This is a genomic window from Brevibacillus laterosporus (assembly GCF_030489605.1).
Classification (GTDB): Bacteria; Bacillota; Bacilli; order Brevibacillales; family Brevibacillaceae; genus Brevibacillus_B; species Brevibacillus_B laterosporus_E.
Genome location: NZ_JAUKFY010000012.1, coordinates 105,541 through 118,008, shown reverse-complemented (window position 1 = coordinate 118,008; position 12,468 = coordinate 105,541). Strand labels below are relative to the sequence as shown.

Sequence of the window (12,468 nt, the reverse complement as noted above, 5' to 3'; positions counted from 1 at the left end):
ATATGTAGATGGAACGAGAACTTCTATTCATTAGGCTGAATTTACCAGTCATAATGAATCAAATAGAGGGGAACGAGGTTCTTGTTTTTACGTGTACATACCATCTTGATAGCTGTGTGTTTCCTGTTTTTACTGATGCCCCAATTGCATGCTCAGGCAGCCACCCATGTGGAGGTAACTGTTGATAAACTAAATATTCGCAGTGCTCCAGGTACAACTAACCAGATAGTCGGAACCATCAACAGAGCTGCACGGCTACCGATCCTTACGCAGAAGAATGATTGGATACAGGTGAAGCTCGCCAATGGAAAACAAGGCTGGGTACTGCAAAAATATGTGAAAAAAATTGAGATTCCGCAGGTGAAATATGTAAAGAGTAATGTAGAAATGCTAAATGTCCGGGCTGAGCCGAATGCAACTGCCCAAATCTTGCAGATCATCGACCAAAACGGTGTATTTTTACAAATGAAAAAACAAGGGGATTGGACTCAGATCAAGCTGTCTAATCAGGTTAGCGGCTGGGTAAATGCACGTTTCTTGACGGAAACTGCTGCACCAACGCCCAAAACGATTCCTGATCCAGTCCCTAATCCAATAGCCGTTTCAACTCCAGTCCCATCCTTGGCACCTTCTGAACCGGTTGTTCCTTTACAGCCTTCTGTTGCAGAGGGTGGACGAGTGGCAGGAACAATTGTGTTATCGGAAAGCCATGAGGTCTATGCTGAGCCAAATGTTTTAAGTACAGTCATTGGTCAGTTGCCTGTCAATACAACCATCAACCATTATGGATTTGAAAATGATTGGTACAAGATCAGCTTCAACGGCACAGATGCTTATATTTTCAAACCAGCTTCTCAGGAGGTGGCGGTTCAGGTACAGCCTAGAGATATACCTGTTCATCAGGTACCGCTAACTGATATACCGGGGGCTCCTACTCCTAGTACAGGACAAGTTGCTGAAGCAATGATACGTGTAAGAAATCCCGATACTAATCTGCGATCTGGGCCTGGAACGAATTACGCGGTTGTCGGAAATGTTCAGCCCGGGCAAGTCTACCCGGTTATCCAGAACGAGGGAGACTGGTATATCATTCGATTGGCAGACAACTCGACTGCCTATATTGCTAGCTGGATAGTAGATCTCGTCCAGTCAGGCACGAATCAGCCAGTAAATGTACCTAATACCTCTGGGACAGAATATAACGCTGGCATGGTCGGAAATGAAAAAGTCTATATCTATCACACGCATAACCGCGAGTCGTGGCGAAATGTCGCCAGAAACACAAGCGGTAGCTCAGTAGATGATCCCGAAATCAATATCACATTGGTTGGAAAACGGCTAGGTGAGCTGTTGCAAGCACAAGGTATTCAAGCGATGGTGAATCAGGATGACTTTGCTAAAAAGCTGGCGGAGCAAAAGAAAAGCTATTCGTTTTCCTATGCAGAATCATACAAAGCGGTAAGTGCAGCGGCAGCAATGAATCCAAACCTGCAATATATTTTTGATATTCATCGGGACAGTAATGAGCCTCGCAGTAAGGTCGCCCTGACCTTACATGACAAGTCGTATTCACGAATTTTGTTTGTCATTGGGACAGCTCACCCGAACTATCTGCAAAACAAGAAGCTCGCGGAAAATCTGCATGCCCGTTTGGAAGCCGCGTATCCCGGCTTATCCCGGGGAATTATCCTGAAAGGGAAGAACCAAGGGAATGGCGTGTATAATCAGTCTATCTCCGAGGGAAGCCTGTTGCTTGAATTTGGCGGCACTAACAATACATTGGAGGAATGCTACAATACGGCAGAAGCATTTGCCAATGTGCTTGTGAATTATATGTTTGAATCGCAAATTGCAGTAAAGTAAAAGAATAATGCTTACAGGGCAATGGGTAAAGAAGCCTGTTTTATGAGATATGTTCCGATCAGCGGTATGATATACCGGAAGTAAGGGACTGTATCCTGTGAAATGTTGTTCATTGTCTCGTAGATATCAGACAAAATCACAAGAAAAAATCCTCCATAGTGAGGATTTTTTCATTTTTTGTTCGCTATTGCCAAAAAATTTTTAAAAAGGTGTGACACGAACCGCAGCTCATGGATCAATATAGGTGAGCGGACAGAGGAGTAACGCCATGGAATTGGAATTGCATGAAACCAACGAAGCCATCATGGAAAAAATTATGAACGAATATGGAAGGAGAGTCGTACATCTTGTTTATTTAATTGTAAAAAATCGGACATCTGCTGAGGATATTGCGCAGGAGGTATTCGTAAAAGTATATCGTCACCTGCCCTCTTTTCGAGGGGAATCAAGCATTCAAACATGGATTTATCGAATCGCCATAAACGAAGCCAAGAAGCATGTCCGATCCTGGTACGTTAGAAACATCTTCCCATCTTTGTTTGGAGAATATCTGCATACACAAAAAGAGCAGGATGAGACAGAGCCATTGGTTATGAAGCAAGTGGAACGGAAGGAATTCGTACAGCTCGTACTGAAATTGCCGCTCTCCTACCGTCAAGTCATCATTCTTCATTATTATCAGGACTTATCCATTGAGGAAGTAGCTCATGTTCTGGAAACCTCTCAAGGTGCAGTGCGAAACAAGCTTTACCGGGGACGAAAAAAACTAAAACAAATGCTTGAGCGGGAGGGATTGTCATGGACATCGATCAAGAATTAAAGGAATTTCAATATAGTGATAAAGGTCCGATCCTTTCCGAGCTAACATTTACCCATGAAATGAAAAATCATGTACGGGAGAAAATGATCATGACATCAAAACCAAAGCGCAGAATCTGGTACTGGACGACCTCCATTGCTGGATTCTTGATTATCCTGCTGGCAATAACGGGAATGCCTAGTGCGGACACCATAAAAAATCTGTTTCCCACACTTACCAATACTCCGCGTATCAGTGCCTTTGTGGCATACGGTGATGAAGAGCTGAAAGCCTTTCATGAAAAAGGGTTGACTGTTCCTTATCATGTAAGCAAAACCGATCAAGGAGTGACCGTCACAATAACCGATTTATTCTCTGACGGACACTTATTGGCCATTGGGTATCTGGTTCAAATGCCGCCGGAGAAAGATCTCAATAGGGATTTGTTTTCTGATTATCTTGCTGATTTTAAGGAACTTACTTTGAATGGAAATGGAGAATCTTTTTTAAACGGTGGAAGTAAAGACGTAACACGAATCGGGGATCATTTGTATGCAGGGATTAACTCTGTTTATTTAAAAGAAGGGGCACCAAATGATTTTAAACTCCACGCACAGATAGAACGAGTGGGTTTAGTAGGAGGAAGCGGGAAATGGCAGTGGGATCTTGAATTTAAAATGCCCGATTCTCTAAAAGCCTTGCAACGAACAGTTCCTCCACATTTTGAAAAGGATCGGAACGGATTACAATTCACAGTTCAAAACATCAGGAGAAATGCTACAGGAACAACCTCACGAATTATAGTCAATGGTCCTGGAGAGAAGCTGAAGAATCTTCATATCACCTTCTATGACCAATATATGAATAGACGACCGAGTTCTTTCATGGAACACTCTTTAAATGACAATACTAAAGAATACGAACTTAGACTTTCACTAAATGGAGAAGAACCATTTATTTACATGGATCCCCGTGTGTTGGTGGAGAAAGAGACAGAGCTAGAGAAGTCAAAAACAAAAGAAAATCCTCCAAAGGATGCAGAGATTGATCTATCACAGCCATTGCCTTATGTATTGTCCGAACAACAAGGAGACTTTATTCTAAAAAAGGTAGATTTCCTTTCAACAAAAACGGTTATTCATTATGAGATTAAAAATCCCTTTATTCAATCCCGTTTTTTAACAATAAAGGATGAAAAGAATAACGAATATTACAGTTCACCTGAAATTAGAGAGTTTACTGACACCTATTCGTTCATGAAAGAATTTCCACCCTTTCCATCTTCAAAAAATTTGAAGCTAGTCGTTCCTACAGATGTTATGAACAAAGAAGAGCAAAAGATTCGTGAACAGAATTTAATCAAGATTCCGTTACTTTAAATGGTACCAGGCATGGTGAATAGTGATTGTCATTCTGATTGGACCAGTACGGCTTGATAATAGCAGAGATTGAAGACCAAAACGAAATGAATTTTCTAGTCATGGTTGTCTTCCAACGACAAAAGCGAAGCCTTGGTAAATTTCTGCCATCTGCAAGGCTTCGCTCTCCTATTGAAAAATTCTATACATCTAGGTAAAAACTTGTTACCAAACTGCTTCGACGAAAAGTATATGTAGCATTTGAGCAGTGAAGCCACATAAAAGCCTACTTATGCTTAATTTTCAACAACATTCTAGCTGAAGTATAGTTAGTTAGCAATTATTTGGGTTAAGCGGATCTGTGCATTCATAAATAATGCCGCCTGCATCAGCCGGGGACGCAGCAAATACAAAAGTAGAAACTGAAAGAAGCATACACGCAGTAAGTCCCAATACCAACCACTTTTTCATAGCATCACCTTACTTTTCTGAATAGAATGATAACGGTGTAGCATAAAAAGTATAACTTCGGCAGTTTAATAAATTGCTTACTTATATGAGGATTTAATCTAGTAATTGTTGAACGCATTAGTCTAGAAGTAGCCATAATTATTGATAAATAAAAAAGACAGAGCTAAAAAGAGCTAGAGAAATAGAACTGCATGATCTCTCATATTAAGCGGGACAAGGCACTTTTTTATCGAAAAACTACAAAGTAACTTCGTAAAAGGAATCTATTTTGATCAAGGTCTTGTTTAAAATGGATTCTTTTATTGCCCAATACTAATGAAAATGTAAAAACAATTTGATATTCGTTGTTTCTGTATTACAATGATAATGTAAAAGGTTTTTGACATTTAGAAAAAGAGTCATGGTAAATAAGAATCTCGATAACAAAAAAGCCATAGTGATATTTTCCTGAGAAACATGCAGAAGAAAAAGCGTAATAATCTAGCGGTTGTATATAAGTGTTGAAGGAATTTATTACATGCTTGGTATTTAGTTTTACGAGGAGGGAAAAACATGAGAAAAGCAGACGAAATGGAGAAATCTCATAATGAGAAATCAGCAAGAAATACTTTTATGTTTTATACGGTAGCTTTATTAATTTGGTCTTTATATGATCTTGTTAAGTCTGGAAGTGCTGGAATCCAATTTACAATTTTACTTATTGGTACGGCAATATTTTATTGGACAAGAGTGTACTTAAATCGTAAAGTTCAAGGATAGAACAGGTCTTTATTGCAATCTTTTAATGTTTACTTCTATCGTTTGACCGTGAGGGTGCTGTAGCATCTTACGGTCATTTTTGTTAGATGATACAAGAGAAATCTTCACGGAAAGGAGTCACGAAAATAAAGGTGTCGCAAACAAGAAAATACGCTTTACATGAAGAGGCTTATTCGAGCTGAGTCTCCTTTATTTACCTGCCTTCATTCCACAACTCTCTATTGAATATAACAAGGAAAATATTTACTTTAAATGTAAAAATTTATATAATACATATCGTAAGCTATGTAAGGAATAATAGGACGCTATATATTTCTTTTGAAAGCTTACACATACATTGGTAAAGGGGTAGTTTGCGTGAGTAGAGCACTATTATGCAAAGCATTCATGGCAGCGGTATTAACAATTCCACTTGCATCTTCTGTACAAGCAGCACCAGTAGAGCCTGTGAAGCAAGTAAAGCAACAAGATTTGAGTTATATCGGATGGTTTAAATTTGAGAAAATCACGAGTATTGTAGGACTGGAAAATTATCTTAAATTTACAGTCAGACCTGGTCAAACAGTCAGAATCGTGCTTAATCAAACGAATCATTCTTCAACAGAACCCCGTGTCCAGTATAGATTTTATGAAATCAACGCAGAGGTTACACCAGACAAGATCTTTGAGATATATGGCAATGGAAGTCATCAACGTTCTATTTCACTGCAGCCTGGTACGTATAGTATTGCAGCCGAATTGCATCCTCTCGATCCTTCATGGAATCCAGTTGATATCTCAGGGTCTATTTATTTCGAATAATCAAATAAATATGAATAGAAACAAGTCTAACATTCTGCAAGTAAGTGTTAGACTTGTTTCTTGTTTTATTTTATCTGACCTAATGATAGCTTACTAGGATACATGTAATTGTCAGTTAAACACTGTCTGATTAGATTATAAACTGACAGTGTAGCTCTTTTTATTTTTTCGAAGCTGGGGAACCTGCCAATAGGTAACGACACGCCATACCCATTCCATCGGTCCCATTGTAAAGAAGTTCATCCAGATTACACTAAAGAGAATTTGAATGACATAGGCAAGGACACAGAGGAACAAGGTTTGTATATAGGTAATCTGCCCAAATAAATGACATAGATGTCCAATAGCCAAAAGTATAAAGGTTTGCCCCAAATAGTTTGTTAATGCCATACGTCCATAAAGCTTCAGGGGATGAAGCAAAGTTTGGGCGAATTTACTTTGCAGGGATAAGATAAGGACGCCGACATAGACACTGGATATAATTGGCCCAATCGTAACGCCTATCTGTAAGAAATGATTTGCTTGTTCGATATTAGGATCTCCTGTCCCGCCTAAAATCATAGGGGGAAAAGGTAGGGCAGGCACCTGTGAGTATTGATACAGAACGCCAGCTATGCTAATAAGCAACAAAATACCTGTACCTATAGCGACTTTCTTCGTTTTTTCTGTAATGCGTTCAAAAAAGCGATATTGACCTGCTGCCAAACCAAGTAGCATAAGTGGCAGTGCGATCAATGCTTTTAATGCAAAAAAACAAGTAATGGCTAATCCTATCATCCCGATAACGATGTTTATCTGTTTCTCTACTTTGAAGAATAATAATAAGATGAATCCGTAGATGGCATATTCTCTTAGTACTTCTCCACCTAGAAACAGTCCATGAACATATCCAATAGCAAATAAGGCTAGAAGTCGTCGTAAAAATAAGAGATATCCATTGTTACCCTTGGCATTTGCCTTTGTCATAAACAGATAAAAGCCAACACCAAATAAAAATGAGAAGATGGTAAAAAATCTACCTTCTACAAATAAGAATAAAAATCGTTGGTACGAAGCATCTTTGGTGTTTGCAATCGGATCGCCAATCATAAGTACAGCAATAATGTTTATAAGCAAAATACCTACTAAAGCAAACCCGCGTAAATAATCTAAAGTATCAATTCTCTTGTAGCTTTGCAGTTGCTTCATTTCTCTGTCGTTCTCCTTTGTACATAATGATCTCTTGTAGCGTACAAAAAATATGCAGCAGTTGGTATTGCATAACCTAACAAAAAGCTTACAGTATTGTAAGATTTCTGAAAAATAAATACAAAGAGCAGCTAATCCACTGAATAAATGTGAGCTGATTGGTAATCTGAAGGAGCGAAATGATAATGAAAATTGTTGGGGAAAAATTATTACTATCTTCAGTATCAGACAAGGATTTGGACTTTATTTGCCGGATAGAATGCGATCAGAGCTTATGGTATTTCGAGGACTATATAGAGTCTGATGAAAAGGTTGTCCAGGAGAACTATTTGCGTAAAATCGAAGAAATTGATGAAGGAAGTAGTTATGATTTTATTGTAACGATAGCAGGGGATCAAAGTAACACGCCGATTGGTTTGGCCCAAATTTGGAGCTATGTTGAGCATAGAAAAAGCTGGGAAATCGGTTTTTCCATTATACCTGCATATGGGGGTAAAGGTTATGGGAGTGAAGCAGCCAAGCTTTTACTACAGTTTGCCTTTGAACAATTAGGGGCTCATAAAGTAGTAGGAATGTGCAATTCCCATAACAAACGTTCAGCAGCATTAATGGAGCGTATAGGAATGACAAGGGAGGCTGTTTTTAAAGAAGAGCTCTTTTGGCAAAATCAATGGGTTGATCAATACTTTTTTTCTGTTCTGGAAAAAGAATTTTTACAAATAAAAAGCTAAAAAAGATAGCCGGGAACAGATGTGCAATAGGATGGATAAAGCCCGCTCAAAAGTAGAAAGAGCGGGCATGGATTTGCTTTTGCAATTATTTAGTTTCATGTCTAACGATAAGAAAACATCCATTCAGCTACCATCTCGGCATTGGGCGGTGTAGAATATTCAAAACCATAATATTTTCCATATTTCGGGCGAAGAGTGTCGGTAGCTTGTTTAGAAACAGCGTTTAACCAAGCTGGTAAGAAGGCAGAATGAGCACCTTTTTTCGGGTCAACAAAATTACCAAATTTCTGGGTTTGTATAGCATCTCCCACGGCTTTTTTAAGATCTTTGATAAAGGCTAGATCAGAGTCAAAATCTTTCTTTTCTCCAACGTTTCCATGTCCGCCATTAACCCATTTCCATGGCAGCTTACGTGCTTCCTGAAGATTTTGCTCATGGTAAAGGAAGGTATCTGAGCCTCCAAATCTCCAAAATGGAGGTTGATCTGGGTTTATTAAGTCAGGTGCGTGGAGCACACCCTCGTCCTTTAACAGCCAAACCGAATGATCATCCGAATGACCTGCTCGCTGGAATCCATGTAATTGAACAGTCAGATCCTCGAATGTAAACGAACCCTTTGGCCAAGAGACAACCTCTGTCGGGCGGGGAAGCTTACTCTTTAAATAAACCTGTTTGTCGAATGTAGCCTTACTTGCAATAATGCGCGGTTTTACGCCTGATTTCTTTAATGCAGCAAGCATCTTGGAAGCATCACCTATGTGATCCGCGTGGTTATGAGAATAAACAACGCTAGTAATAGGCAATTTGGTTACCTTGCGAACAGCGGCTAAGAGTTGATCTGTCCGATCTTCTAATGGATCGAACAGTAATACTCCCTTTTTCCCAACATAAAAGGTTGTGCTGTAAAAATTACTCTGAACCCAATACGTACGAGAAGTAAGACGCTGCAGGATATACTTATCGTTTAAATTTCGATTATATAGCCGATTTATTTTCTCACCAGAATGAAGTACTTTTTTAGCCGATGGCTCCACATACCGTGCATTTACTGTTGACGGAGCCTCATTGATGGCTGTAGACACGGTAGTTCCATTGTTCGTTTGGCGCACATTCGAGGAGTTATTCACCACCCCGTTGTTTTGAACTGTTTGGTTACGTCCCGCATCCTGATTTGTACCTCCGATGTTAGCGCAAGCTGTTGCAAATAATGCGATGCTAATTCCTATACTCATGAGATAAAATTTGTTCATGGCACACCTCCTGTGAGTAGTATGGCCACTAGAAATTTCTATTATGTAGAGGCAAAGAGAGAGGGCAGGGAAGTGTGCATGCAGGCCGTCATTTACGGATTTTTTACCGTTTAAGTAACTTTTTTTAAATGCTTGGAATAAGATAATCACGCATGAAGCGAATGAACATTGGTGCTGCCGATTTGAAAAAATCGGCGTGATTTTGCTTATGCCAAATAAAGATGCCAGACTTTATTTGTAAAGCAAAAAGCCCTTCAGCAGTTCCATCTGCTGGGGGCTTTTTGTTATCTCATTCGATGTCTTTTTTATGCATCTTTAAGCAGATATTTTGTGTATATCATCCTTTAAATTATAATCTTTGTTCCTTTATTCTGACGAAATGACAAGACATTAAAAATTGTGCAGTACAATAATTAGCGTTCCTCTGCAACCTTGTATCATCATTCATCGTCAAGAGATCGCAAGCGGATATTCATACATCTTGAGAGGAGAATGAACAATGAAAAAATTGATGTCTGCATCCTTGGCTATTGCTCTTATGGTTACCGCAGTACCCGCAGTATCAGCGAAAGAGGATAACGGAAATGCAAAGGGGAAGGGCAAGGTAGAAGTTGAAGTTTCAGTAGATAGCAAAAAGAATGAAGAGAAAGAAAAAAAAGAAAAAAAGGAAAAGACATCCGAAACAGAAGAAACAAAGCAGAATGGCTCTCCAGCTAAGCCAGTACTGGAAACCGTCAAGCTAAAAAAAGAATTGATCGAGTTACGTCAGGAATTGAAGCATTCTACAGAGATTAGCGACGAACAAAAATCTAAATATGAAACACTGGTATCCGAATTAGAAAAGCAAGCGGACATTTCCCAAGCAGTAGAGGTTCAACTGGAACTGGTGGAGCGTTACTATAACAAAGCGGACCGCTCTTCTGTTGAAAAGCTGGGTAAACTTTTAAAGAAAAACGGCAGCAATGAAATTACTACACTTGTAGATGGTAAGCTGATTACATCGGATGAAAAGCCATTCATGCAGGGGGGACGAGCTCTGGTTCCAATTCGCGCTATCAGTGCGGCACTTAAAGCAGATGTGAAATGGGATGAAAAAACACGCTCGGTATTAATTACTCGCGGTAGTCAGTCAATCACTTTATATTTGGATAAAAAGGAAGCGATTGTAAATGGGAAAGTCATCACGTTAGAAACTTCGCCTGTCCTAAAAAATGGACGCTTGTTCCTGCCGCTACGTTTTGTTAGTGAACAGTTAAAAACGAGCGTAGATTGGAAGGAAGAGGGAAAAATTGTCTTGATTGACGATTTGCAGGCTAAGCAAGATTAGATAACGAATAAAATTCCTACATGATGTGGGTAATTAATATGCATTCCTCGCTAAGGCGGGGGATTTTTTATTATGAAGGCATTGTGCGGGGGCGATGAATCGATTATAGACTTTGCTATAGATTTATTGATTTGAGGGAAAACATAAGCTCAGAGTCAGCTTAGGGGAATTATTGTTCTATATAAGCAAACTGTCTCGAAAATAGGCTCTGGAACATGGGAAAAAACAATACACACTCATTATGTGATACATATCCTAAAGATATAACGAAAGAGGAGAGGATAACTATGAAGGATAAATTAAAATATCATCTGGAGAAGGCAAACTTATACGGAATGCTGGCTAAATTTTACGAACATATGAATCCTGATAAACATATTTATTACTACAAAAAACATTTTTACCATGAACAAAAAGTAGTGGAATACCATCAATGCACGGAATCATCATATTCCAATTATATGTATGAAAGCTGTTAACTTACTTGTAGTAACGTGATAGTTCCATTTAGTCTCTTCGTTAGGAAGAGATTTGCTACATTAGATTATTATCAGCATTAACAAACATACGGCAACAGAATTGTTCTATAGCAGATAAACGTGGTAAGACAAAAATACACTCTTTTAAAGGAAACATTGGAAAAAGCCTTGAGGTTAGCCGATGAACTTTAGAGGGTGTATTTTTTATGACAGCATGCGAGTTAATGCTGTAGGTATTATTTTTCGAATCATTTGGAGGTGTGCATGTTGAAAAGAAACATATTGTTAGTCATCATCATGGCTATGCTTATTCTACCCATTGGCTTGTCAGAAGCGCATCCTGGTAAGACAGATGCCGATGGTGGCCATATTTGCAAAACGAACTGCACGAAATGGGGATTAAAGGATGGAGAGTATCATATCCATCGGGATGGTAAAATAATCCGTCCAAGTCAATCGAAGCAAGTCCCAGTGTCACAAATTAAAGAACAAGCTGTGCCTGCTGGTAAGAAAGCGCCTGCTTCGATCGTTTTACCATCATCAGCTACAAATGATCTAAAAGTCTACTTCCTAGATGTCGGTCAAGGCGATGCGACTTACATAAAAACACCTAAAGGTGACGATATTCTAATTGATGGCGGGAATACGGACAAAGGTGATTTAATGGTCAAATACTTAAAGGACCTCAAGGTTGATGACATCGAGGTTCTCATCATGACTCATCCAGATGCAGATCACATCGGTGGCCTGCACAAGGTCATGCAGAACTTTAAAGTTAAATCTGTATATGCACCCAAAGTAGCCCATACAACTGAGACATACGTGACCCTGTTGAAGCAAATCAAAGGACAAGGCTTATCTATTAAACCAGCAACAGCAGGCACAACGATACCCCTACAGGGCGTTTCGGCTAAATTCGTTGCTCCGGTTGGTACATACGAAAAGGAGTTAAATGAATGGAGTGCTGTTTTACACCTTACTTATGGAGCAACCTCGTTTTTATTTACTGGCGATGCTGAGCACAAATCAGAGGCAGATATGCTTAAGAGCAAGCAAGTTCTCAAGGCGGACGTGTTAAAGGTTGGTCATCATGGTTCAAATTCTTCTACATCACCTGCTTTTCTGAAAGCCGTAGCCCCTAAATACGCAGTGATCAGCTCCGGAAAGGACAATAAATACGGGCATCCAACCCAAGGAACGCTACAAAAATTACAACAATCAAAAATCATTACATACCGTACAGATCAAAAAGGAACAATCTTAGCTGTCAGTAACGGAAAGTCGATCACATGTAAAACTGCGAGGTAGAGGGGCCAAAATCGGTAGAATGCTAATCTGTTGTTCTTTAAAAAAATAATATCATTACATTCGGCGTTTCTATAGTTTTTCTCCTATTAACTTATAATGAATCAAGTCTTGCTGTTACATCCATAGCAAGACTA

12 protein-coding genes are annotated in these 12,468 nt (G+C 39.3%); 9 read left to right on the top strand and 3 right to left on the bottom strand.

The window, feature by feature from the left end; translation table 11 throughout:
• Nucleotides 1-81: 81 nt before the first annotated feature.
• From spoIIP to QZ995_RS14475, 3 genes are all read left to right on the top strand, one after another.
• Nucleotides 82-1,863 (top strand): stage II sporulation protein P, encoded by a 1,782-nt coding sequence (gene spoIIP, locus QZ995_RS14485; protein ID WP_301808149.1) that lies wholly within the window; start codon nt 82-84, stop codon nt 1,861-1,863.
• A 268-nt stretch (nt 1,864-2,131) separates the two neighbouring features.
• The gene (locus QZ995_RS14480; RefSeq protein WP_301808147.1) at nt 2,132-2,683 is read left to right on the top strand and encodes a sigma-70 family RNA polymerase sigma factor; all 552 of its coding nucleotides are present in this window, start codon (nt 2,132-2,134) and stop codon (nt 2,681-2,683) included.
• Complete coding sequence (locus QZ995_RS14475) at nt 2,662-4,041, top strand: DUF4179 domain-containing protein (protein ID WP_301808142.1); 1,380 nt, start codon at nt 2,662-2,664, stop codon at nt 4,039-4,041. Before QZ995_RS14480 ends, QZ995_RS14475 begins: the two co-directional genes overlap by 22 nt.
• A gap of 312 nt (nt 4,042-4,353) precedes the next feature.
• Here QZ995_RS14475 and QZ995_RS14470 read toward each other — a convergent pair whose 3' ends face one another.
• On the bottom strand, nt 4,354-4,491 hold the full coding sequence (locus QZ995_RS14470; RefSeq protein WP_301808140.1) for a hypothetical protein: 138 nt from the start codon (nt 4,489-4,491) through the stop codon (nt 4,354-4,356).
• Nucleotides 4,492-5,043: 552 nt separating this feature from the next.
• Between QZ995_RS14470 and QZ995_RS14465 the strand changes: the two genes are divergently transcribed.
• Together QZ995_RS14465 and QZ995_RS14460 are read left to right on the top strand one after the other, a co-directional pair.
• Nucleotides 5,044-5,250: a hypothetical protein gene (locus QZ995_RS14465; protein WP_301808137.1), complete on the top strand. Its 207-nt coding sequence runs from the start codon at nt 5,044-5,046 to the stop codon at nt 5,248-5,250.
• Between the two features lie 357 nt (nt 5,251-5,607).
• Nucleotides 5,608-6,051: a hypothetical protein gene (locus QZ995_RS14460; RefSeq protein WP_301808134.1), complete on the top strand. Its 444-nt coding sequence runs from the start codon at nt 5,608-5,610 to the stop codon at nt 6,049-6,051.
• A 135-nt stretch (nt 6,052-6,186) separates the two neighbouring features.
• Here QZ995_RS14460 and QZ995_RS14455 read toward each other — a convergent pair whose 3' ends face one another.
• Nucleotides 6,187-7,239: a DUF418 domain-containing protein gene (locus QZ995_RS14455; protein WP_301808132.1), complete on the bottom strand. Its 1,053-nt coding sequence runs from the start codon at nt 7,237-7,239 to the stop codon at nt 6,187-6,189.
• A gap of 185 nt (nt 7,240-7,424) precedes the next feature.
• Between QZ995_RS14455 and QZ995_RS14450 the strand changes: the two genes are divergently transcribed.
• Nucleotides 7,425-7,970 (top strand): GNAT family N-acetyltransferase, encoded by a 546-nt coding sequence (locus tag QZ995_RS14450; protein WP_301808129.1) that lies wholly within the window; start codon nt 7,425-7,427, stop codon nt 7,968-7,970.
• Between the two features lie 101 nt (nt 7,971-8,071).
• Here QZ995_RS14450 and QZ995_RS14445 read toward each other — a convergent pair whose 3' ends face one another.
• Complete coding sequence (locus QZ995_RS14445) at nt 8,072-9,220, bottom strand: MBL fold metallo-hydrolase (protein ID WP_301808127.1); 1,149 nt, start codon at nt 9,218-9,220, stop codon at nt 8,072-8,074.
• 499 nt (nt 9,221-9,719) lie between these two features.
• Between QZ995_RS14445 and QZ995_RS14440 the strand changes: the two genes are divergently transcribed.
• From QZ995_RS14440 to QZ995_RS14430, 3 genes are all read left to right on the top strand, one after another.
• Nucleotides 9,720-10,547, top strand: a complete 828-nt coding sequence (locus QZ995_RS14440) for a copper amine oxidase N-terminal domain-containing protein (RefSeq protein WP_301808125.1) — start codon at nt 9,720-9,722, stop codon at nt 10,545-10,547.
• 287 nt (nt 10,548-10,834) lie between these two features.
• Complete coding sequence (locus QZ995_RS14435; RefSeq protein ID WP_301808124.1) at nt 10,835-11,026, top strand: hypothetical protein; 192 nt, start codon at nt 10,835-10,837, stop codon at nt 11,024-11,026.
• Between the two features lie 264 nt (nt 11,027-11,290).
• Complete coding sequence (locus QZ995_RS14430; RefSeq protein WP_437124735.1) at nt 11,291-12,334, top strand: MBL fold metallo-hydrolase; 1,044 nt, start codon at nt 11,291-11,293, stop codon at nt 12,332-12,334.
• Nucleotides 12,335-12,468 lie beyond the last annotated feature (134 nt).